Origin of the sequence: Rhizobium sp. YJ-22 (assembly GCF_029601685.1) — a bacterium.
Taxonomy (GTDB): domain Bacteria; phylum Pseudomonadota; class Alphaproteobacteria; order Rhizobiales; family Rhizobiaceae; genus Metarhizobium.
The window spans coordinates 141,122-163,541 of record NZ_JARRIR010000012.1; the positions used below are offsets into that span (position 1 = coordinate 141,122).

The 22,420-nt window shown below is 64.6% G+C and carries 21 protein-coding genes; 11 read left to right on the forward strand and 10 right to left on the reverse strand.

Annotated elements, in window-relative coordinates:
* Together P7F60_RS24200 and P7F60_RS24205 are read left to right on the forward strand one after the other, a co-directional pair.
* The coding region (locus P7F60_RS24200) for a hypothetical protein (protein WP_277920261.1) at window positions 1-191 on the forward strand (191 nt) is incomplete at its 5' end.
* Between the two features lie 328 nt (window positions 192-519).
* Window positions 520-708 carry a hypothetical protein gene (locus tag P7F60_RS24205; RefSeq protein ID WP_277920262.1) on the forward strand — a complete coding sequence of 63 codons (189 nt, stop codon included), beginning with the start codon at window positions 520-522 and terminating at the stop codon, window positions 706-708.
* 4 nt (window positions 709-712) lie between these two features.
* Here P7F60_RS24205 and P7F60_RS24210 read toward each other — a convergent pair whose 3' ends face one another.
* Together P7F60_RS24210 and P7F60_RS24215 are read right to left on the reverse strand one after the other, a co-directional pair.
* Window positions 713-1,468 carry an AraC family transcriptional regulator gene (locus P7F60_RS24210; RefSeq protein ID WP_277920263.1) on the reverse strand — a complete coding sequence of 252 codons (756 nt, stop codon included), beginning with the start codon at window positions 1,466-1,468 and terminating at the stop codon, window positions 713-715.
* Between the two features lie 27 nt (window positions 1,469-1,495).
* Window positions 1,496-1,756, reverse strand: coding sequence for a cupin domain-containing protein (locus P7F60_RS24215; RefSeq protein WP_277920264.1), 261 nt, complete (start codon window positions 1,754-1,756; stop codon window positions 1,496-1,498).
* Window positions 1,757-1,965: 209 nt separating this feature from the next.
* On the opposite strand from P7F60_RS24215, the gene P7F60_RS24220 reads away from it, so the two are divergent.
* The 5 genes from P7F60_RS24220 to P7F60_RS24240 all read left to right on the forward strand — a co-directional run bounded on the left by P7F60_RS24220 (window position 1,966) and on the right by P7F60_RS24240 (window position 8,566).
* Window positions 1,966-4,341: a glycoside hydrolase family 3 C-terminal domain-containing protein gene (locus P7F60_RS24220; RefSeq protein ID WP_277920265.1), complete on the forward strand. Its 2,376-nt coding sequence runs from the start codon at window positions 1,966-1,968 to the stop codon at window positions 4,339-4,341.
* Window positions 4,342-4,413: 72 nt separating this feature from the next.
* A complete protein-coding gene (locus P7F60_RS24225; protein WP_277920266.1) occupies window positions 4,414-5,649 on the forward strand; it encodes an ABC transporter substrate-binding protein in 1,236 nt (411 codons plus the stop codon).
* Window positions 5,650-5,717: 68 nt separating this feature from the next.
* Window positions 5,718-6,593 (forward strand): sugar ABC transporter permease, encoded by an 876-nt coding sequence (locus tag P7F60_RS24230; protein ID WP_277920267.1) that lies wholly within the window; start codon window positions 5,718-5,720, stop codon window positions 6,591-6,593.
* The gene (locus tag P7F60_RS24235; protein WP_277920268.1) at window positions 6,590-7,486 is read left to right on the forward strand and encodes a carbohydrate ABC transporter permease; all 897 of its coding nucleotides are present in this window, start codon (window positions 6,590-6,592) and stop codon (window positions 7,484-7,486) included. Before P7F60_RS24230 ends, P7F60_RS24235 begins: the two co-directional genes overlap by 4 nt.
* Before the next feature lie 3 nt (window positions 7,487-7,489).
* The gene (locus P7F60_RS24240) at window positions 7,490-8,566 is read left to right on the forward strand and encodes an ATP-binding cassette domain-containing protein (RefSeq protein WP_277920269.1); all 1,077 of its coding nucleotides are present in this window, start codon (window positions 7,490-7,492) and stop codon (window positions 8,564-8,566) included.
* Window positions 8,567-8,618: 52 nt separating this feature from the next.
* On the opposite strand, the gene P7F60_RS24245 is transcribed toward P7F60_RS24240, so the two are convergent.
* The 5 genes from P7F60_RS24245 to P7F60_RS24265 form a co-directional block, all read right to left on the reverse strand.
* Window positions 8,619-8,948, reverse strand: a complete 330-nt coding sequence (locus tag P7F60_RS24245; protein ID WP_277920270.1) for a metalloregulator ArsR/SmtB family transcription factor — start codon at window positions 8,946-8,948, stop codon at window positions 8,619-8,621.
* Window positions 8,932-9,450 carry an SRPBCC family protein gene (locus P7F60_RS24250; protein WP_277920271.1) on the reverse strand — a complete coding sequence of 173 codons (519 nt, stop codon included), beginning with the start codon at window positions 9,448-9,450 and terminating at the stop codon, window positions 8,932-8,934. The genes P7F60_RS24245 and P7F60_RS24250 overlap by 17 nt, the downstream gene beginning before the upstream one ends.
* Window positions 9,451-9,525: 75 nt before the next feature.
* On the reverse strand, window positions 9,526-10,215 hold the full coding sequence (locus tag P7F60_RS24255) for a TetR/AcrR family transcriptional regulator (protein WP_277920272.1): 690 nt from the start codon (window positions 10,213-10,215) through the stop codon (window positions 9,526-9,528).
* 66 nt (window positions 10,216-10,281) lie between these two features.
* Window positions 10,282-11,709: an amidase gene (locus P7F60_RS24260; protein ID WP_277920273.1), complete on the reverse strand. Its 1,428-nt coding sequence runs from the start codon at window positions 11,707-11,709 to the stop codon at window positions 10,282-10,284.
* Window positions 11,710-11,834: 125 nt separating this feature from the next.
* Window positions 11,835-12,818 carry an AraC family transcriptional regulator gene (locus P7F60_RS24265; RefSeq protein ID WP_277920274.1) on the reverse strand — a complete coding sequence of 328 codons (984 nt, stop codon included), beginning with the start codon at window positions 12,816-12,818 and terminating at the stop codon, window positions 11,835-11,837.
* Window positions 12,819-12,899: 81 nt separating this feature from the next.
* Between P7F60_RS24265 and P7F60_RS24270 the strand changes: the two genes are divergently transcribed.
* The 3 genes from P7F60_RS24270 to P7F60_RS24280 all read left to right on the forward strand — a co-directional run bounded on the left by P7F60_RS24270 (window position 12,900) and on the right by P7F60_RS24280 (window position 15,708).
* Entirely contained in the window at window positions 12,900-14,102 is a 1,203-nt protein-coding gene (locus tag P7F60_RS24270) for an MFS transporter (RefSeq protein WP_277920275.1), read from the forward strand.
* Between the two features lie 202 nt (window positions 14,103-14,304).
* Complete coding sequence (gene yghU, locus P7F60_RS24275; protein WP_277920276.1) at window positions 14,305-15,204, forward strand: glutathione-dependent disulfide-bond oxidoreductase; 900 nt, start codon at window positions 14,305-14,307, stop codon at window positions 15,202-15,204.
* Window positions 15,205-15,330: 126 nt separating this feature from the next.
* Window positions 15,331-15,708 carry a hypothetical protein gene (locus P7F60_RS24280; protein ID WP_277920277.1) on the forward strand — a complete coding sequence of 126 codons (378 nt, stop codon included), beginning with the start codon at window positions 15,331-15,333 and terminating at the stop codon, window positions 15,706-15,708.
* A gap of 6 nt (window positions 15,709-15,714) precedes the next feature.
* On the opposite strand, the gene P7F60_RS24285 is transcribed toward P7F60_RS24280, so the two are convergent.
* Window positions 15,715-18,165, reverse strand: coding sequence for an FAD-dependent oxidoreductase (locus P7F60_RS24285; protein WP_277920278.1), 2,451 nt, complete (start codon window positions 18,163-18,165; stop codon window positions 15,715-15,717).
* An 87-nt stretch (window positions 18,166-18,252) separates the two neighbouring features.
* On the reverse strand, window positions 18,253-19,035 hold the full coding sequence (locus tag P7F60_RS24290) for a DeoR/GlpR family DNA-binding transcription regulator (protein WP_277920279.1): 783 nt from the start codon (window positions 19,033-19,035) through the stop codon (window positions 18,253-18,255).
* Between the two features lie 259 nt (window positions 19,036-19,294).
* Between P7F60_RS24290 and P7F60_RS24295 the strand changes: the two genes are divergently transcribed.
* Window positions 19,295-20,341, forward strand: a complete 1,047-nt coding sequence (locus tag P7F60_RS24295) for a GlxA family transcriptional regulator (RefSeq protein WP_277920280.1) — start codon at window positions 19,295-19,297, stop codon at window positions 20,339-20,341.
* A 72-nt stretch (window positions 20,342-20,413) separates the two neighbouring features.
* Here the strand turns inward: P7F60_RS24295 and P7F60_RS24300 are convergent, their stop codons facing one another.
* Entirely contained in the window at window positions 20,414-22,420 is a 2,007-nt protein-coding gene (locus P7F60_RS24300; RefSeq protein WP_277920281.1) for a putative 2-aminoethylphosphonate ABC transporter permease subunit, read from the reverse strand.

Here is a 22,420-nt window from a genome sequence, read left to right on the forward strand (position 1 = left end):
CTTTCAGCGAAGCCAGCGAATTAGCGTTCATTGTCGGCAATCGTCCAGATAACGGTTTTCGGCAGCCAAGCCGCCATGAACCGTTATTATGGCCGATTCTTCCATTCCCGCAAGGCGGCGCGGGACGGGCCGGCGCCCGGGCGCAGGCGCTTAACGATTCCTTACCGCCGGCCGCTCCCGGTTTACCATAGATTCCCGCCGGTTAAGGCGATTCCCGCAAAATCGAGCGTCGGTCGCTTCTTTCTGTGAATCATTTCCGACGTTTAGACAAAGCGCTCGCCGCCGGCCGGAAACGCCGCGACTCAGTGGCCTGGGCCGGGCGAATCGGGTTTCGCGCCGCAAGGCCCATCCCCTCAAACGGGAGGGGGAGGGGAGGGGCTGCGGCATAAGGCAGCCATGACGGGCGAATGCGCGTAAAGTGCGCTGACTTGCGCCAGCAACTGTGGCAAGCTTGCCGCGTGAATGTCCAGAACAGGGCCTGGCGAACCGACGGATCGCCGGCTGGAAACAGGAAAGGACATGGCAGCGATGACAACCAACGACAACGAGACGCAGATCCGGGACGGCATCGAAACCCTTCCCGAGCCGGAAGCACTGGAAAAGACGCTTCCGTCGCCGCCGCATTCCAAACCCGACGACCTTCTCGAAGAGGCGCTTCTGGAATCGTTCCCGGCAAGCGATCCGCCTGCTTCCGGGCGGATGGAGTAATCCGTCAGCTCAGGCTGGCATTGTGCGGCGCGCTGAGAACGGTCTGGCGCTTGAGGCCGGTCGCGAGCCCGACCGCCAGTTCCGCCGCCTTGCCGACGCCCGCCGCATGGGCGGTGAGCAGCTTCAGCGCTTCGGCCGCATCCTCCTCGGTCAGCAGGCTTTGCGGGCGCAGGGGGCGGCGACCACGACGGAATTCGGCCGGGCTGCAGCCGAAGCGGGCGCGGAACTTATTGTAGAATACTGCCGGATTGCCGAACCCGTTGCGCTCCATGATGGTGCTGATCGTGTCGTCGCTGGCGCGCAGCTCGCCGGCGCAATTGTCGAGCCTGAGATTCTGCGAATAGTCGCGATAGCCGATGCCGAGATGCCGCTTGAACAGCCGTGACAGGTGGCTGACGGTCAGCCCTTCGGCTTCGGCGATCTCGCTCAGATGCTGGCTGTCGTCCTGGCCGCCGAGCGTATCCATGATGCGCAGGATGCGGTTGCGGCTGTCGGGGCGCAGCGCGCCATTGGCGGCGGCGGCATCCTGGTAGGGAATCCAGCGATAGAGATAGCAGGCCAGCAGGTTGGCGATCGTCTGGCGGGCCAGCACCTCCTCCGGCCGGCTGGCCTGGTCGAGGATGATGCGGGCGATCAGCGCCTTGATCGGCGCGACCTTGGTCATGAAGGAACGGCTGTGCAGGAAGGTGCGGCACAGATATTCGCGCGCGGCAAAACCGGTGAGACCAAGACGCTCGAAATGGGTGACGTCGAGATGCACGCCGCAGATCAGTGCATCGCGGGAAATCTAGGTGGAATTGTGCGGCACGTCGGCATTGATGACGATCATGTCGTCCTCGCCCATCTCGCAGGGCTGGCCGTCGACGATCAACCGGAAGCGGCCGCGCAACACGAAAAGTATCTCCATCTCCCGGTGCCAATGATAGGGCACGTCGGCATAGCCGTGGACGAAGGCGCGGGCATGGGATTCGACCGCCGGCCCGTGATTTTCAAAGCCGCAATCGCGCTTTTCCACCCAGCTTTCGGTTTTCAGATAGGCGACGTTCATGGGGCTCCTCCCGGTTTGCATCGCCAGTAAATATCAAAAACTGTCCTATATCCAGCGCAAGTTTCGCGGCTAGAAGCAGGCCCCCGCCTGTGTCATCACTGATCCCGTTCTTTTGAGCGGTGAAAGCACCGCACAGGCGAGGAGGCCTGCAAGAGCAGGCCGGCATATGCCCGCAAGGCCTATGTCCGCAACATTGGGATGGATTAGCGATGACATGGAATATTTCCGATAAGGAACTTGCCGGGCTCGTGGAGCAGATGACGCTCGAAGAGAAAGTCGCGCTCACCAGCGGCTCCGGGCTGTGGCGCACCGCCGCCAACTACCGTCTGAACATCCCGGAAATCCTGATGACCGACGGCACCTACGGCGTGCGTTACTCGATCGAGCAGATCGACGGTCCGCAGGATAGCGAGAGCCAGCTTGCCGCCTTCCTCGGCGTCGTCAATGCGGATCTGTCGCGCGGCGTCGAGGGCGCCTTCGGCTCGACCCGGCCGGCGACCTGCTTCCCCAACGGCTCCTCCTTCGGCTGCTCCTGGGACGTGGATCTCGCCTATGAGCTGGGCGAGGCGCTGGCCGCCGAATGCCAGGCCTTCGGCGTCAACATCCTGCTTGGCCCCGGCATCAACATCCGCCGCACGCCGCTCGCCGGCCGCGCCTATGAATATTATGCCGAGGATCCGGTGGTCACAGGCGACATCGCCGCCGCCGTCATCAACGGCATGCAGGAAAATGGCGTCGGCGCCTCGCTGAAGCATTTCGCCTGCAACAATTCCGAGGTGCAGCGCACGACGATGAGCTCCGAAGTGGAGGAGCGGGCGTTGCGCGAAATCTACCTCGCCGGCTTCGAGCGCGCCATCCGCAAGAGCGATCCCTGGACGGTGATGAGCTCCTACAATCGCCTGAACGGCGTGCAGGCCGCCGAAAACCATTGGCTGCTGACCGAGGTTCTGCGCGACGAATGGGGCTATGACGGCCTCGTCATGTCCGACTGGCACGGCATCAAGGACCGCCCGGCCTCGATGAACGCCGGCAACGATCTCGACATGCCGGAAAGCGGCGCCCGCAAGCAGGAAATGTTCGATGCCGTCGAGGCCGGCCGCGTGCCGCAGGCAGCGCTCGACCGCGCCTGCCTGCGCGTGCTCAAGCTGGTGCGCACCGCCCGCAACGGCATCAAGCCGAACGCCACCGCCGACTACAAGAAGCATCATGCGCTCGCCCAGCGCATGGCGGCGGAATCGATCGTGCTGCTGAAGAATGACGGCGCGCTGCTGCCGCTCGATGGCGGCAAGCTCACGCGCATCGCCGTGGTCGGCGCCGCCGCCAAGGAGCCGGTCATCCAGGGCTCCGGCTGCGCCACCACCCGGCCGACCGACGTCGACATTCCCTTCGAGGAAATCCGCCTGATGGCACCGGGTGCCACGCTCTCCTTCCATGCGGTCGCGGATTTCGAGGCCGGCAGCGCCACGGAAGCGGCGGCCCTGGCGGACATCGACGGCGCCGATGTCGTGCTGTTCTTCGGCAACACCGAAGTCGGTTACGACGGCGAAGGCTCCGACCGTACCCATCTCGACCTGCATGACGGCCAGGATGCGTTGATCGCGCGCCTCTCGGCCCGCAACAAAAACATCGTCGTCATCCTGGCGACGCCGGATGCGGTGGTCATGCCGTGGATCGGCGGCACGCCGGCCGTGCTCTCGGCCTTCTTCGGCGGGCAGGGGGCGGGCCATGCGCTGGCGGAGATCCTCTTCGGCCGCCAGACGCCCTGCGGCAAGCTCACCGTCACCTTCCCGATGCAGTTGGAAGACACGCCCGGTTTCCTCTCCTATCCCGGCGAGAACAACCGCCATGTCTATAGCGAGGGCATCCATGTCGGCTACCGCGCCTATGACAAGCGCAAGCTTGCACCGCTCTTCCCCTTCGGTTTCGGCCTGAGCTACACCAGCTTCGCCTATGCCAATGTCGCGGTCGACCGCGAACGCCTCGGCGCCGAAGACAGCATCACCGTCTCGGTCGATATCACCAATACCGGCAATGTCGCCGGCAAGGAGATCGTGCAGGTCTATGCCCGTCCGCATGCGCCGCGCCTCATCCGGCCGGTGCGCGAACTCAAGGGTTTTGCCAAGGTGGCCCTGCAGCCCGGCGAGACGAAACGCGTTTCCGTGACCATCGAGGCACGCGATCTGCGCTATTACGATACCGACTATCGCCGCTGGCTGCTCGATGCCGGCAAGCTGACCTTCGAGGTCGCCGCCTCCTCGCGTGACATCAGGGGCGAGAAGACGGTCGAGGTCGAGGGTGCGGCCCTGCCGCTGACCATCCTCAATGTCGAAAGCCAGCCCTTCATGGTGCTGGAGCAGGAATTCGCCCGCAAGCGTTTCGGCGCCTTCCTGCAAGCCCAGCTCGGCCTCGACGACGAGGAAACCGAAAAGATGCTTGAATATTGCGGCGGCTCCTTCCTTGGCATCTACAACACCGTCGCCTGGGTCGCCGGCGACAAGATCTCCAAGAGCGACATGGCCGCGCTGCTGGATGGCATCAACCGCGAACTCGGCGTTGCGGGAACGGCGCCGGGCAAGGCGGCGTAAAGCCGGAACGGGGCGCTGCGGCGCCCCGGCCGGAAACTTTTGAGTTCGGATCGATAAGAAAAGGGGAATGAAATGAACCTGAGACGCCTTTCCTCCACGCTGGCGCTGCTGGGCGCATTGGCCAGTTCCACCGCCGCCGTCGCGCAGACCGTCGATGTGCAGCAATACTGGACCAGCGCCAGCGAATCCAAGGCGATGAACGCCATCGCCGATGCCTACAAGGCGCGCGGCGGCAAGTGGATCGACAGCCCGTCCGCCGATTTCGACTCGGCGATTGCCGCCGCCACCAGCCGCATCGCCGGCGGCGAGCCGCCCTCGGCCGTGCTGATGACGCCGAGCGGGGCGATGCGCGACCTCGCCAAGGCCGGCCAGCTTCGCGATTTCAACGACCTCGCCGAAGCCGGCGGCTGGCAGAAGGTCATGGCGCCGCTGATCTGGGACAAGCTGACTGTCGACGGCAAGCTTGTCGGCCTGCCGGTCGGCATCCATGCCGACAACTGGGTCTGGTATTCCAAATCGCTGTTCGAAAAGGCCGGCATCGCCGAGCCGAAGACGATGGACGAGATGTTCGCAGCCGCCGACAAGCTGAAGGCGGACGGCCACATTCCCTTTGCCGTCGGCGGCGAGCCGTGGCAGGAAGTCTCCATCCTCTACGATTTCATCCTGGCGCTGGGCGGCCCGGACTACTGGAACGAGCTGTTCATCAAGCGCGACCCGGAAGCGCTGAAATCGCCGATCCTGCCGAAAGCCTTCGAGCTGTACCGCAAGGTCTCGACCTATGCCGATCCGGCCAGCCCCGGCCGTTCGTGGAACGACACCACCAACCTGGTCATCACCGGCAAGGCCGGCATGCAGTTCATGGGCGACTGGGCGCGCGGCGAGTTTCTCTCCGCCGGCCAGACGGCGGGCAAGGAATTCGGCTGCTTCCTGACGCCGAGCGACAAGCCCGCCTATGCCGTCATCGTCGATATCTTCGCCTTCCCGGTCAATACCGACGAGGACCGCATCAAAGGCCAGACGCTGCTGGCCGAAACCGTGATGGATCCGGCCGTCGAATCGAAGATCGCCGCCGTCAAGGGTTCGGTGCCCTCGCGCCTCGACGTCGACACCAGCACGCTGGATGCCTGCGCCGCCAAGGGCGTTTCCATGTTGGCGAAGCCCGGCGAAGCGGTCAATGCCGCCTATGACGCCCTGCCGGGCGACATGAACGGCCAGGTGACCGACCTCGCCACCCAGTTCTGGACCGACCCGTCGATGACGGCGGATGCGGCGATTGCAACGCTGGGCGGCATCCTGCAAAGCCAGTAACGGCATATGCTGCGTCCCGCCCATTTAGACCAATGGGCGGGACGCGGTTTTTCCGGGGAGGATTTGGGATGACAAGCTGGATCAACCGGCAGGCTTTCAGGCCGGATATCACCGTGGCGGCGTTTTTTGCCGTCATCGCATTGTTTTTCTACGGTTCGATCGTCTGGACCTTCGTGATGTCGCTGACGCGCTCGACGCTGGTGCCGACCTATGAGATCGACGGTTTCGACCAGTATGTAAAGCTGTTCACCAACCAGCGCTGGCTGGTGTCCTGCCTCAACATGGTGATCTTCGGCCTGCTCTATATCGTCGGGACGCTGGCCTTCGGCATGTTGCTGGCAGTGTTGGCAGACCGGCGCATCAAGGCGGAATCGCTGTTCCGCACCATCTTCCTCTATCCGCTGGCCGTGTCGCTGGTCGTCACCGGCCTCTCCTGGCGCTGGCTGCTCGATCCCTCCAACGGGCTGCAGGCGCTGATGCGCAGCATCGGCTGGGAGGCGTTCACCTTCGACTGGCTGACGCGGCCGGACCGGGCGCTCTATACGCTTGTCATCGCCAGCATCTGGCATTCGGCAGGCCTCGTCATGGTCATCGTGCTTGCCGGCCTGCGCGGCATCGACAACGACCTGTGGAAGGCAATCCGCATGGAAGGCATTCCGCTGTGGCGGGCTTATCTCCAGGTGATCTTCCCCGGCATGCGGCCGGTCATCGCCTCCTGCGTCGTTCTCCTGATGTCGGAAGTCATTCGCGGTTACGACCTGATCATCGCCATGACCAAGGGCGGCCCCGGTATCTCTACGGAAATGCCGGCGAAATTCGCCGTCGATTTCTATTTCGCCCGCGTCAATCTCGGCCTCGCCTCGGCCGCCTCGATCATGATGCTGGTGCTGTCGCTGGTGCTGCTGGCGCCGTATTTCTACAGCGAATTCCGGAGGCGCACATGAGCATCGCCGTGGCCACGCCCATCGCCATCAGGAAAAAGCCCTTCGCGCCGCAGGCGGCCCGCATCGGCCTCTATGTCTTCCTCACCGTCTCGGCGATCTTCTTCCTGCTGCCGCTCCTGCTGGTGGCGATGAATTCGCTGAAACCGCTCGAAGAAATCCGCCAGGGCAACCTGCTCGCCTTTCCCGTCAATCCGAGCTTCGATGCCTGGGTCACCGCCTGGAAGACGGCCTGCACCGGGCTCGATTGCAACGGCGTGCAGCCGGGCGTGTGGAATTCGATCAAGATCACCATTCCCGCCGTCGTCATCTCGACGCTGGCCGGCGCGCTGAACGGCTATGCGCTGGCGCAGTGGAAATCGCGCCATGCCAATCTGCTGATGCTGCTGGTGACGGTCGGCCTGTTCATCCCCTATCAGGCGATGCTCTATCCGACGGTGAAAATCCTCAGCAATGTCGGGCTGTTCCGCACCTATGCCGGCATCGTCTTCGTGCATGTCATCTATGGCCTGCCCTATACGACGCTGCTGTTCCGCAACTTCTATGTCGGCGTGCCCGACGAGATCAGCCGGGCGGCACGCATGGAGGGGGCAAGCTTCCTGCGCACCTTCTGGTCGATCATCCTGCCGATCTCGACCAATATCCTCGTGGTGGTGGCGATCCTGCAATTCACCGGCATCTGGAACGACTACCTGCTCGGCCTGATCTTCGCCGGCAACGACAATCTGCCGATGACCGTGCAGCTCACCAACATCGTCAACAATGCCCGTGGTGCCGCCAATCCCAATGTCAACATGGCCGCGGCACTTATCACCGCCATCCCGACGCTCGTCGTCTACTTCCTCTCCGGCCGCTATTTCGTCCGCGGCATCGCCGCCGGCGCCGTCAAGGGTTGATCCATGTCCAGCATTTCTCTTCGCCAGATCAAGAAATCCTTCGCCGGCCTCACCATCCTGCGCTCTGTCGACATGGAGATCGAGAAGGGCGAGTTCGTCGTCATTCTCGGTCCCTCCGGCTGCGGCAAGTCGACCCTGCTCAACGTCATCGCCGGTCTCGACGATTGCGACGACGGCCAGATCGTCATCGACGGCCGCGATGTCATCGGGCTGGAGCCCAGCCAGCGCGGGCTGGCCATGGTGTTCCAGTCCTATGCGCTGTTTCCGGCCATGACCGTGCGCCGCAACCTCTCCTTCGGCATGGAAATCGCCGGCACGCCCAAGGCGGAGATCGTCGACAAGGTCGCCTGGGTGGCAAAACTCTTGCAGATCGAGCCGCTGCTGGAGCGCAAGCCCAGCCAGCTCTCGGGCGGCCAGCGCCAGCGCGTGGCGATCGGCCGGGCGCTGGTGCGCTCCTCCTCGATCTGCCTGTTCGATGAGCCGCTCTCCAACCTCGACGCCAAGCTACGCGCCGAAACCCGCGTCGAGCTCAAGCAACTGCACGAGACGCTGAAATCGACGATGATCTACGTCACCCACGACCAGATCGAGGCAATGACCATGGCCGACCGCGTCGCGGTGATGCACAAGGGCAAGGTGGAGCAGTTCGCCCATCCGCAATCGATCTACGAAAAGCCGGCCAGCCTGTTCGTCGCCGGCTTCGTCGGCTCGCCGGCGATGAATTTTCTCGACGGGCGGCTGGACGGGGCAGGGCGCTTCATCACCGGCGACAGCGACATCGCCATCGACGTCTCCGCCTATGCCTTCGAGGCAAAGCAGGGGGCAGGCGAGGCGGTGCTCGGCGTGCGCTGCGAGGATATCACCGTCACCGAGCGCGGCGCGCCCGGCAGCCTGCCGGCAACGCTCGCCTTCACCGAATTGCTCGGCGCCGATGCGCTCGGCTGGTTCGATTGCCTCGGCAAACGCTTCAGCACCCGCCTCGGCATCGAGGCGGCGCGGGCGATGAAAGGGGAGGTGGGCCTGACCTTCGACATGGGCAAGGCCTCGCTGTTTTCCAAGGATACCGAACAGCGGCTTTGACAAACCTTGATCTCGGTCCATGGCCGGCGCCGCCTCGGGTTTCCAGGGGTTTTCAGTCCGATTCGACCAGTGTCCTAAGGCGGGCCAGCGCCCGGTCCCAGCCGGCCGAGATCGCATCGAGAAAGGCACGGGCGGCATCGACCTGCTGCGCATCGAGCGAATAGAGAACCTCGCGGCCATGGCGTTCATGCACCACCAGCCGCGCCGCCTCCAGCACCTGCAGATGCTTGACGATGGCCTGCCGGCTGATCGCCTGCCCCTCGGCCAGGGCCGTGGCCGAAAGCGCGCCGGCCGCCAGCAGCCGGGTGACCAGCGCCAGCCGCGTCGCATCGCCAAGCGCCGCAAAGACGCCGGCCAGTTCCTGCTCAGCCTTGTTCGACATGCCGCTTCACATTCTCGATCTGGGCGCTCCAGCCACCCGTGTTCATCAGGAATGCGCGCTGGCGGCGATGTTCCGGCACCTGCTCGAAGCCGGATTCGACGATGGTCAGCCGCGTGCCGGCGCCGTCCGGCGCCAGCCGGAATTCGACCAGCGTCGGCGTTTCCGTTTCCGGGTCGCATTCGATGTCGATGCCATAGGGGATCCAGCGGAAGCTGAACAGATGCGGCTCCTCCATGCGCTCGACGGTGCAGAACACGTAATTGGGCGTCAGCGGCCGGATGCCCGTGGGTTCGAGGCCGAGCGAGGCCTGATAGGCGCGGATTTTTGCTTCGTCGAAATCGCCTTCGAACTTGCCGGTGATCTTGCGGCCGGGGGCGAAGGGCTGGTGCAGCTTGACGCCGAACCAGGTGCCGAACTCCGTGCTATCGGTAATGGCATGCCAGACGCGTGCGATCGGCGCGTTGAGCACGATCTGCTTTTCGATGCGATCCTGAGAGCTCATGGGTTTTTCTTTCGTGCAACGATATGGTTGCACCATAGCCCGATCCATCGACATGTGCAACAAAAGAGTTGCAGATCATTCCCCGACCGGAAAACTCCGGGGAAAGGCGTGGCGGAGCAACGTCATGCCCGCCTTGTGCAGCGCCTCGGATTGCGCCGCTTCCGGGTTGAACGTGTCCCAGTACCAAGCGCCATGCACCAGATAGTTCAGCCCGTCGGCTAGGCTGCCGATATCGACGTCGCCGTAGCCGCCCTCGCGGGCGATATCGGCGAGCAGTGCCCGAGTTTCGGCGAGATAGGCACGGTCATTGGGCAGGCTGATCATCCGGTCGAGCTGCATCGTCTGGCGGTCGCTGCCGAACAGCACCCAGACGACCACCCAATCCGGGTGTTCGCGGCGGAAATGCCGGGCGCAATCCATGGCCGCGACGATACGCTTGGCCGGCGACAGGCCGGGCGCCCGCACCGTGTTTTCCCAAAGTTTTGCGAACTGGTCGTTGAGATATTCGAGGACGGCGCGAAACAGCTTGTCCTTGCTGCCGAAATGAAAGACCACCAGCGCATTCGAGGAGCCGATGCGCGCGGCGATGCGCTGCATGGTGACGCCGGCCATGCCTTCCTCGGCGATCAGTTGGATGGTCGTGTCGACGATCCGCTGGGCGCTGGCAAGGCCGCGAACGTGACGGCCATCGCGCTTTCCGCCCTTGGTCACCGGCCCGCCTTCCCCGGCGGGCGTCTCGGAAGGGGAGGGGCGGGGTGTCTTCAAGGCTTGGTTTCCCGGGAAAGAATGCGGTCCGCCCTTATCGGCCGGCGGACCGCTCGTCGTCAACGATCACAGCGCGGGGCGGCTGACCTTCTTGCCGTACCACGGGCCTTGCGCCGCCTCGAAAGCCAGACCGGCGCGAAAGACGTCGGCATCGCAATAGCTGCGCCCGACGATCTGCATGCCGGTGGGAACCCTGTTGCGGGCATGGCCGGTCGGGATCGACAGCACCGGGCAGCGGCTCATCATGTTGAACGGCGTCGTCATCACCCAGCCGAGCATCGGATCGACCGCCTTGCCGTTGATCTCCACACCGGTCGTCGAATGGTCGAAATCGGCCGGAACGGCGGGCAGGGCATTGGTCGGGCAGATCAGCACGTCGTAACGGTCGAGCAGCGGCCCGAGCGTCTGGTACATGGCGCCGACGGTTTCGAGGCTGCCGACGAATTCCGCCGAGGTCGACGACCGCCCGCGCTCGGCGAACGCCCTTGCATAGGTGGTCATCTTGTCGCCGTGCTCATCCAAGAGGCGCGAGACATAGCCGCCGAAGAGATGGCGCAGATAGGTGATGCCGGCTTCGAGAATATCCGGCGTCCAGCCGAGATCGACTTCCTCGACGGTCGCGCCCAGCGAACGAAACACATCCATCGCCGCCAGCGTGTTGCGGCGCACGTCGGGATCGACCTCGAAGATACCGAGATCGATGGAATAGGCGATCTTCCAGCCCTTGATCGGCTTGAACGTCGTCGGCAGGCGCAGCTTCGGCCGCAGCGTCGCGATATCGGTGGGGCTCGGACCGGCCATTACGTTCTGCAGCAGGATGGCATCAGTGACCGTGCGGGCCATCGGCCCGGTATGGCAGAAGAAATCGAGGTTGAACGGCGGATCGTCGGGATTGCGGCCATAGGGCGGCTTGTAGCCGACGACGCCGCAGGCCGAGGCCGGAATGCGGATCGAGCCGCCGATATCCGAACCGGTGGCGACCGACGAGGTGCCGGCGGCCAGCGACGCGCCTGATCCGCCGGAGGAGCCGCCGCAGGTGAAATCCGTATTCCACGGATTGCGGGTCACGCCCCAGAGCCGCGACCAGGTGGTGCCGGCGCAGCAGAATTCCGGCGTCGCGGTGCGCGCATGCACGATGCCGCCGGCCGCCATGATGCGCGCATTGTTCGTCGAGGTGCGGGTCGCGACATTGTCCTTGTAGATCAGCGAACCGACCGAACTCGGCTTGCCCTCGATCTCGCTCTCGTCCTTGATGCCGACCGGCAGGCCTTCCAGCGCCCCGGTGCGCGCCCCACGGGCATATTTCGCCTCCGCCTTGCGCGCCAGATCCATGGCTTCGTCGTAATGGGTATAGGTGAAGGCGTTGATTGCCGGCTGTACGGCCTCCGCCCGCCGGATCGTCGCTTCCATCAATTCGATCGGCGAAAGCTCGCGGCTCTTGAACCGACGCAGGGCCTCATGCGCCGGCAGATAACACAGATCGACATCACTCATGCTTGTTCCTCCCACGAGCGCCGGCTCTCCGACCGGCCCGTTCTCCCGGCCGCAGATAAAAACAAACTGAATAGTTAGTCAAATAGATTTTCGCACGCAGCCGCTGGGGCGACGGCCGCGTTCGCTTAACCGCTGGCGGCCTTGGCGGCCGTCAAAGCGCCGGGCGGGTGGCCGGTGATGCGCTTGAAGGCGCGGCTGAAGGCGGCCTGCGAACCGTAACCGAGCTTTTGCGCGGCGGTTTCGATCGGCATACGCTCCTTGGCAATCCATTGCGTGGCAAGCCGCATACGCAGCTCGGTCAGATAGCGCAGCGGCGTGACGCCAGTGACCTCCAGAAAACGCTCGGCAAAGACCGAGCGGGAGGCGCCCATGCGGTCGGCCAGCTCGACCAGCGTCCAGTCATGGCCGGGGTTCGCATGGATGGCGACGATGACGCGGCCGAGACGCGGATCGCGCAGCGCCGCGATCCAGCCACTGGCGTCGCCGCAGCCGCATTCCACCCAGGCGCGGACGATGAAGGCCGCCACCACATCCGCAAGTCGTGCCAGAATGCCGGCAAAGCCGGCCCGCCCGCCCTTGGCCTCGCGTTCCATCGCCTCCAGCATCGGCAGGATTTCGGGATAGCGATCCAGCAGAGTCCCGACCCGCATCACCTCCGGCATCAGCGCCACCAGCGGATGCAACCCGCCGAGATCGAATTCCATGCAGCCGCTGAAGACGATTGCCCGCGCTTCCGGCCCCGTCGTGCCGTCGCAGGCGGTGATGGCGCTGACCGAACTGCATAGCGGCGCCGCTTCGAGCGCGCGGATATCCCGGCATTTGATCTCGTCGGACGAGACCAGCGCATGGAAGCCGCCGCGCGGCAACAGCACCGCATCCCCGGTTTCCAGCCCATGGACGATGCCGCCCGGCAAACGCAACTGCACCGGCCCGCGCGCCACGAAATGGAACTGCGCGCGGCCTCCGACCTCGCCGAAGGAGAAGCCGAACGGCGCCGCCGCCTCGATGCGGCGATAATCGAGGCCGACGAGGCGCATGCCCATCAGCAATTCGCTGACGAGATCGGGATCGAGCGGCTTGCGCTCAGTTTCGGACTTTCGATCAAGCATGGCGGATTTTTTGACATAGATCGTCCGGTTCGTCCAGCCTATCTTCCGGGCCTATCGTTCATCCCTCCCAAGGATACGCTCATGACTCCCAGTTTCGATACCATGGCCGTGAACGGCCGAACCGATGCGCCGGCCTGGGGCGCGGTGGTCTCCATGGCGCTCGGCGTCTTCGGCCTGGTGACGGCGGAATTCCTGCCCGCCAGCCTGCTGACGCCGATTGCCGCCGAACTCGGCATCAGCGAAGGGGCCGCCGGCCAGGCGGTGACGGCGACAGCCGTCGTCGGCATGGTCGCCAGCCTGCTGATCACCACCTTTGCCCGCCGCATAGACCGCCGGCACCTGATGATGGGCTTTTCCGCCCTGCTGATCGTCTCGAACCTGATGGTCGCCTTCGCGCCCGGCCTGATGCTGCTGCTGGTCGGGCGTGTGCTGCTCGGCATCGCGCTCGGCGGCTTCTGGGCGATGGCGACCGCCGTCGCCATGCGCCTCGTGCCGGCCGCATTCGTGCCGCGGGCACTGTCGATGATTTTCAGCGGCGTCTCGGCCGCGACTATCGTCGCAGCCCCCGTCGGCAGCTATCTCGGCGAAATCGCCGGCTGGCGCGCCGTCTTCCTGCTTGCCGCAGGCCTTGGCGTACTCGCCCTCGTCATGCAGTTCCTGACCCTGCCGCGGCTTACCCCGACCGGCACCACCAGCCTGCGCACGCTGGGCGAAGTCCTCGCCCGGCCGGGCATCGCGCTCGGCCTCGTCGCCGCGACTTTGGTCTTCGGCGGCCACTTCGCCTTCTTCACCTATCTCAGGCCCTATCTAGAATTCAATATCGGCGCCGGCATCGAGGCGGTCTCGTCGCTGCTGCTCGGCTTCGGCATCGCCAATTTCGTCGGCACGCTGTTTGCCGGCGTCCTCATCGGCCGCAGCCTGCGGCTGGCGCTGACGGCGATGCCGCTGGCGCTCGGCGCCATGGCGCTGCTGATCGTCACGCTGCAGCCCTCGCTGGCCGGCGCCGCCGTCATCGTCGCCGCCTGGGGCTTTGTCTTCGGCGCGGTGCCGGTTTCCTGGTCCACATGGCTCGCCAAGACCATTCCCGACGAGGCCGAAAGTGCCGGCGGCCTGCTGGTGGCGGCCATCCAGTTCGCCATCGCCATGGGAGCTGCGGCCGGCGGCGTGATCTTCGATACCAGCGGTGCCACCGGCGTCTTCAGCGTCAGCGCCCTCGTCCTGATCCTCGCCGCCATCGGCATCCTGCTCGGCGTTTCGCCGCGGCGGGCGTCCGAAATCGCCTGATTAAAAAGGCGGGGGCGCAGTAGCGCGCCCTCCGCCGGTTTTTTCCCTGGATGAGGCGGCGGAATTGCGACCTGTTCCGATCCTCTCTGGCAGAGGAAGAAGGGAGGGTATAGAACATCGCAAAGCAGCCGTCCCGTCCTATATTCCGCGACGTATTACCTGCACATCGGATATGCCCTTTCGACGACAAGGAACCTGTTTCATGACCGAGAAATCCCCCGCCGACAATTTTCCCGCCGGCTACGAGCCTCCGAAGGTCTGGACCTGGGACAAGGCCAATGGCGGCGCCTTCGCCAATATCAACCGTCCCATCGCCGGCCCGACCCATGACAAGGAACTGCCGGTCGGCAAGCATCCGCTGCAGCTTTATTCGCTGGCGACGCCGAACGGCGTGAAAGTCGGGATCATGCTGGAAGAGCTGCTGGCCGCCGGCCATTCGGGCGCCGAATACGATGCCTGGCCGATCCGCATCGGCGATGGCGACCAGTTCGGCTCCGGCTTCGTCGAGGTCAATCCGAACTCGAAAATCCCGGCGCTGATGGACCATGCGCCGAAGGGCGGCGGCGAGCCGGTCCGCATCTTCGAATCCGCCTCGATCCTGCTGTATCTCGCCGAAAAATTCGGCGCCTTCCTGCCGTCGGACCTGCGCGCCCGCACCGAAACCTTCAACTGGTTGTTCTGGCAGATGGGCTCGGCGCCCTTCCTCGGCGGCGGTTTCGGGCATTTCTATGCCTATGCACCGATCCGCATCCAGTATGCCATCGACCGCTACGCCATGGAGGTCAAGCGCCAGCTCGACGTGCTCGACCGGCATCTGGCCGACAACCAGTTCATGGCGGGCAGCGAATACACCATCGCCGACATGGCGATCTGGCCGTGGTATGGCGCCATCGCGCTCGGCCAAGCCTATGGCGATGCCGGCACGTTCCTCGATGTCCAGACCTACAGGAACGTCCAGCGCTGGACGGCGGAAATCGCCGCCCGCCCGGCCGTACAACGCGGCCGCAAGGTCAATCGCCTGAGCGGCGACCCCGCCGACCAGTTGCATGAACGCCACGACGCCTCCGACTTCGATACGAAGACGCAGGACAAGATCGGCTAGAGCATTTCCAGCCGAAGCGAAATCGCTTCTGCGTCTAACAATGAAGTAAAAACAAATAGATAGAGTATCGAAGGCGATTCCGTTTTTACCTTCGATACTCTAGGCGACAGCATAAGGAAGACCCGGATGGCAAACCTGCCCGACATGAACAAACATCGCGGCTTTCCGTCCGGCATGCCGGGCACGGGCATCCAGTTCACCATCCGCCGCGCCAATCCGCGCGGGGTGACGCCGATCAAGGCCTTACCCCGCCGGGGCCGGCCGGGCACGGCCGAACACCGCATCGATGCCGCCTTCCTGCATGCCCTCTGGCATCATTTCGGGTCGGAGCCCTTCGAGCGCGGCAATCTCGATGCCGCGCGCCTCAACCTGCTTTTCGGCCGCGAGGTCGTCGCGGCCGAAAAGGATTTCGATCCCCTGTCCTACGAATCCCTGCTCGTCATCGACGAGCGGGTCGCCCGGCAGAGTTTTCCGGAATCCTTCGAGGACGTGTTCGAGGTCTGACGGACGTCAGACCTTGATCCGCAGGCCTTTCGGATCGTAGGCCGGCGAAAGATGCGCCGTCAGGGCAAATCGATCGCCGGCCAGATCCACCTCGAAATGACCGCCCGTCAGGAAAGCCGCATCGACGCCGGAGGCGTTGTCGATCAGCGCCAGCGCGACGGAGCGGCCAAGCGTGTGGCCATAGGCGGCCGAGCGCACCTCGCCGACCGGCTCGCCATTGCGCAGCACCAGTTCGCCGCCCCACAGCATGGGGGAGGGGTCGTCGACGGTGAACTGCACGATGCGCCGCGCCGGCATGCCCTTCGCCTTAGCGGCGGCCAGCGCCTCGCGGCCGATGAAACCGCCGGGCTTGTCGAGCGCGACGGCAAAGCCGAGCCCCGCCTCATAAGGCGTGATATCCGGCGTCAATTCGCGGCTCCAGGCGCGATAGCCCTTTTCCAACCGCAACGCTTCCAGCGCGTAATAACCGCAGTCGATCATGCCATCCTCCCCGCCGGCCGCGTGCAGCGCCTCGTAGACGCCGACCGCGAATTCGCTCAGCACGATCAGCTCCCAGCCGAGTTCGCCGACATAGGTCATGCGGTTGGCATAACCGGTGGCGTAGCCGATATCGATCTCGCGGATGGTGGCGAAAGAAAACCCTTCATTGGAAAGATCGGCGGAGGTGAGCCGGGCGAGGATGTCGCGCGATTTCGGCCCCATCAGCGCCAGGACGGCATAGGCCGAGGTGACGTCGGTCAGCGTCACATGGGCGTCAGCCGGGATGTTCTTGGCGATCCAGTCGGCATCATGCACCGCCTGCGCCGAACCGGTGACCAGCAGGAAGCGATCCGCCGCAAGCCGCAGCACCGTCAGGTCGCTTTCATAGCCGCCACGTTCATTGAGCAGGCCGGTATAGACCGAGCGGCCGACCGCGACATCGATCTCGGCGGCGCAGATGCGGTTCAGCGCCGCCGCCGCGTCGCGCCCCTGCACCAGCAGCTTGGCGAAGGAGGTCTGGTCGAACAGGCCGGCAGCCTGACGCACCGCCTGCATTTCGCGGCGCACCGGCTCATGCCAGTTCTGGCGGCCGAAGGCATAGTCGGTCACCGGGGTTTCGCCCGGGCTCGCGAACCAGTTGGCCCGCTCCCAGCCCATTTTCGAGCCGAAGCAGGCGCCCCGGGCCGCCAGCCGGTCATAAAGCGGCGAGCGGCGGAAGGGGCGGGCGGTGTGCAGCTCGCGGTTCGGCCAGGGCATGGCGTAATGCAGGCCGAGCGTTTCCTTGACGCGGTCGTGCAGCCAGCGCGGATTGTTGTTGAAGCCGGCGAAGCGGCGGATATCGACCGGCCAGAGATCCATGGTCGGCGCGCTATTGACGATCCATTCGGCCAGCGCCCGCCCGGCGCCGCCGGCGCTGGCGATGCCCATCGAGTTGAAGCCGGCGCCGACATAGAAATTGCGCAACTCCGGCGCCTCGCCAAGGATGAAATTATTGTCCGGCGTAAAACTTTCCGGACCATTGTAGAATTTCCTGATCTCGGCGGTTTCGAGTTGCGGCACGCGGGTCAGCGCATTCTGCATCAGCGGCTCGAACTGGTCCCAGTCGTCTTCCAGCAAAGCGAATTCGAAATTATCGGGAATGCCGTTCATGCCCCAGGGTTTTGCCTCCGGCTCGAAGCCGCCCATGACGAGGCCGCCGACCTCCTCCTTGAAATAGATGAAACCATCGGGATCGCGCATGACCGGCAGGTCCGGGTGGACACCTTCGATGCGGCCGGTGACGATATACATATGCTCCGCCGAATGCAGCGGCACGCTGACACCGCACATCTGCCCGACCTTGCGCGCCCATTGGCCGGCGCAATTGACGACGATCTCGGCGGCAATCGCGCCCCGGTCGGTCTCGACGCCGGTCACCTGCCCCTGCCGTGTGGTAATGCCGGTGACGCGCACCCGCTCGACGATGCGGGCGCCGCGATTGCGCGCGCCCTTGGCAAGCGATTGCGTCAGGTCGGTGGGGTTGGCCTTGCCGTCACCCGGCAGCCAGACGGCGCCGACCAGATCGTCGATGGCCATGACCGGCCACAGATCGCCCGCCTCCTTCGGCGAGATCACCTCGACATCCACCCCTTGCGCGCGGGCGGAAGCGGCGGTGCGCTTCAGCACGGTCATGCGCTCGGCGGTGCGGGCGACGGCCAGCGAGCCGCAATTCTTCCAGCCGGTCGCCAGCCCCGTCTCGGCTTCCAGCTCACTGTAAAGCTTGGTGGAATAGCGGATGAGGCCGGTCATGTTGGCATGGCTGCGCAACTGGCCGACAAGGCCGGCGGCATGCCAGGTGGTGCCGCCGCTGAGCTGGCCCTGTTCGAGGAGGACGACATCCGTCCATCCGAGCTTCGTCAGATGATAGGCGACCGAACAACCGATGATGCCGCCGCCGATGATGACAACCCGCGCCTGCGTGGGCAAACCCTGCGCCATGAAACAACCTCCCGTTTCGAAGAAGGTTTCAGCATAGCCGCCACGCCACAAAGCGCAACACAAAATATCACAAAATGCATCAAATAGTCACGTCGCAACGATCAGCTTCGGCCCCTTGCGCACCAGCGCCTCGCCAATCGCCGCCGGCGGCGCGGCATCGGTGATCAGCCCGGCCGCCAGTTCGAAACGCGGGATGCGCAACGGCGTGAGACGTCCGAATTTCGAGCTGTCGAGCACGAAATAGGCGCGTTCGGCGGCGGCGATCATGCGCGAGCGCTGCTCGGCGCCGTTGCGGGTGAAATCGGTGACTTCGCCATCCGGCGACAGCCCACCGCCGCCGACGAAGGCGATATCGACGCGGAACCGGCCGATGGCCTCCAGCGCATCGATGCCGACCGCCGCTTCTTCGCCCGGATCGATCTCACCGCCGAGCATATGCACCCGCGTCGAGGGCTGACGGCAGAGCAGCAGGGCAATCGTCAGGCTGGGCGTGCAAATCGTCAGGTTTTTCAAGCCGGAAAGCGCCTGCGCCACTGCCAGCGTCGTGGTGCCGGAATCGATCAGCACCACCATGCCGTCCCGCACCAGCCCGGCGGCCACGCGGCCGATCACCGCCTTCGCGGCGCTGTTTTCCTGGGCGCGCTGGGTCAGTGCCGGCTCGGTCGGCTCGAACAGCGTCGCGCCGCCATGCACGAGGCCGAGCTGGCCGCGATCGGCAAGCTGTTTCAGGTCGCGGCGGATGGTTTCGCGCGAGACGTTGAAGAAGGCGGAGAGCGCGGCGATGCTGACCGATCCGTCGGCCGCCAGGCGTCTGAGGATCTCGTCATGGCGGCGGGGCGCCAGCGCGCGGGAATCGGAAGCGTCAGTCATAGCGCAATGTGGCAATTTTTAAGTGCGCAAGCAAGATATGTTGCAAAATACGGCAAATTGTCATGTACTACACAACAAACCACAGCGGCCCAAGTGCTGTCATAAACGCATATTATCAATACATAAATTGAGAAAATCCATTGTGACGTTTTCTGTTTCGCTGACGGATATTATGTTGCATTTCTCTTCGAAACTTGCAGACTGACGCAACAGCCACACGATCCGCCTTGTCCCGCAACGCCAATCAAGGAGCATGACGATGCAAACCATGCCCGCCCACCGCTTCCGCTTCTACCTGCTGCCCGGCTTCTCGCTGCACGGCTTTTCCGCCGCACTCGAAGTCCTGAGGCTGGCGAACGGCCTTGCCGGCGAGCGCTATGCCTGGACGACGGTCAGCGAGGACGGCACGGCGGTGCGCTCCGGCTGCGGCATGCGCATGGCGGTGGATGGGGCGTTGAGCGATGCGCGCGAGGCCGGGCGCGGCGGGGCGGGGCCTTGCACCGTGGTCATCTGCGGCGGCGACGACGTGCCGCCGGCCTCGACCGGGCTGACCATCTGGCTGCGCAGTTGCCACCAGCAGCGCATGTCGCTCGCCGGCCTTGCCGGCGGCGTCTATGCTCTGGCGCGGGCCGGCCTGCTGGAGGGGCGGCGCGCGGCGGTTCACTGGCGGCATTTCCCGGATTTTTCCGAGCGCTTTCCAGAGGCGCGGGCCAGCCAGGCGGCCTTCGAAATCGACGGAACGCTGCAGACCTGCGCCGGCGGCCCCGCCGCCTTCGACATGCTGCTGCGCCAGGTCGAGGCCGATTGCGGTCGCACGGTCGCCAATCGCATCTGCGAGATCGGTCTTGCCGAGCGGGTGCGCGCCCCCGGCGAACGCCAGCGCCTGCCGTTGCAGACCCGCATCGGTATCGACAATCCGGTGCTGATCGAGATGATTGCGCAGATGGAGGCCGGCATGGCCGAGCCGTTGCCGCTCGCCAGCCTGTGCGCCCAAAGCCGGCTGTCGCGCCGGCAGGTGGAGCGGCTGTTCCGGCAGGAAATGGGCCTGTCGCCAGCCCGCTATTATGTCGAGATGCGGCTGGAGCGGGCCTATCTGCTTTTGTCGCATTCCTCGCTGACGATGATCGAGATCGCCATTGCCTGCGGCTTCGGCTCACCCTCGCATTTTTCGCGCACCTATCGCAGCCATTACGGCTGCACGCCGCAGCAGACCCGGCAGGCCGAGGCCGAACGCCGCCGCGGCTGCGCGCAAGCCGGCGAGGCCTGGCAGATCCGGCCGCTCCGCAAGGTCGCCCGCTCGGCCTGAACGGGTACCCTCAAACGAAAAGGCGGAGCCAGCGACGGCTCCGCCTTTTTCCTTGCCGGAAGGGCAGGGGGATCAGCGCCACGCCTGGGTGCGGGCCAGCAGGCCGCGGGCGATCAGGGCGTGGATCAGCTTGGCGGCGACATTGGTGTAGAAGATCATCATGCCCATCGCCGCCGCCGGTGCGATATCGCCGGCATCGTCCATGTTGAGCACGGCGACGGAGGCGAGTTTCGTCTCGGTGGAATAGAGGAAGACCACGGCCGAGACGGTCGTCATCGCATTGACGAACAGATAGATGGCGATGTTGAGGATCGCCGGCAGGCAGACCGGCACCGTCACCCGGAAGAACAGCCGGTGGAAGGGCTGCTTCAGCGAGGCGGCGACGGATTCGAATTCCGGATCCATCTGCTTGAGCGCCGTCAGCGCCGTCAGATGCGCGACGGTGTAGAAGTGGGTCACCGTGCAGACGACGAGGATGGTCATCGTGCCGTAGATCGAATGCAGCGGATTGGCCGGATTGTTGAAGAAGAAGATATAGGCGAGACCCAGCACCATGCCCGGCACCGCCATCGGCATCATCGCCAGGAAATGGAAGATCGACCGGCCGGTGCGGAAGCCATCGGCCTTTTCCACCATATATGCGCCGGCGAAGACGACGAGCGAACCGAACAATGCCGTCAGGAGAGCGAGCTTGATCGAGTTGGAATAGGCCGCCCAGCCGCCGCCGTCCATCAGGTCGAAGGCGAAATTCCTGGTGGTCAGCGTCATGTCATAGGGCCAGAACTTGACGAGTGCTGCGAGCTGGCACATGGCGATCATGCCGAGGATGAAGGTGGCCACCAGGCAGCAGAAGGCGAAGCACAGCGCATCGAAACGGCGGTTCGGCTTCGGCGTATAAGGCACGGCGCGGGCCGAAAGCAGCGCCACCTGCCGCTTCTGCATCCGCCGGTCGACCCAGAAGGCGAGCACCGCCGGAACCAGCAGGATGACCGAGACGACGGCGCCCATTTCGAAATTCTGCTGGCCGATCACCTGCTTGTAGATATCGACCGCCAGCATGCCGTATTGGCCGCCGATCACCTTGGGCAGGCCGAAATCGGTGATCACAAGCGTGAAGACGACGAAGGCGGCGGAGACGAGACCGTAGCGCGCGCCCGGTACCGTCACTGTGCGGAAGGTACGCCAAGCGCTGGATTTCAGCGAGGCCGCCGCCTCATAGTGGCGGGCATCGGCCACCGACAGCGCCGTCAGGATGATCAGGAAGGCATGCGGCAAGGTGAAGAACACCGAGCCGATGACAATGCCGATCGGCCCGTAGATCGAATGGCCGAGCAGCCAGAGCTGGAAGATGCCCTGATTGCCGAACAGGTAGACCAGCGCAATGCCGGGCAGCAGCGACGGCACCAGGATCGGCACCGTCAGCACGCCTCGGAACAGGCCCTTCAGCGGCATCCGGCTGCGGGTCAGCGCATAGGCGAGCGCGAAGGCGACGGCAACCGTGATGACGGTCGAGATCGAGGCCATCAGGATGGAATTATAGATCGAGCGGGCCAGCGCCGGCGTCGAGAAATAGGATTTGAAATTCTCAAGGCCGAGACCCCGGCTCGGGCGCAGCACGATGCGGCGGAAGGTGCCGGAATCGTAGTCCTGCCAGTCGCTTCCCTTCTGCAACTGCGTGCCGACCAGATAGCTGGCGCCCTCGCCGGTGGCGCGGAGGCGATAATGCACCGGACTGCGGAACTTGAAATCGGGGAAGAATTTCGTGACGGCGAGACGGCCGTCGGAATTGGTGGTCAGGTCGACATCGGCAACCGCGTTCAGCCGCGCATTGAGGTCGGCGGCGGTGACCGGCGCACTCCAGTTGCCGCCGGTGTCGTCGCTCACCTGGAATTCAAAGGCGGCGAGATCGAAGCGATAGGTCGACAGCGACTTCGACAGCATGACGAAGAGCGGCGCGCCGAGCGCGACGATCAGGTAAAGGCCGATGACGACCATGAAGCCGCGCTTGACGAGATCGTCGCGCGAGGCCTCCTGGCGCAGGGGCTTGCCGAGCGGCATGGAATCGAGGGCCATGGTCAT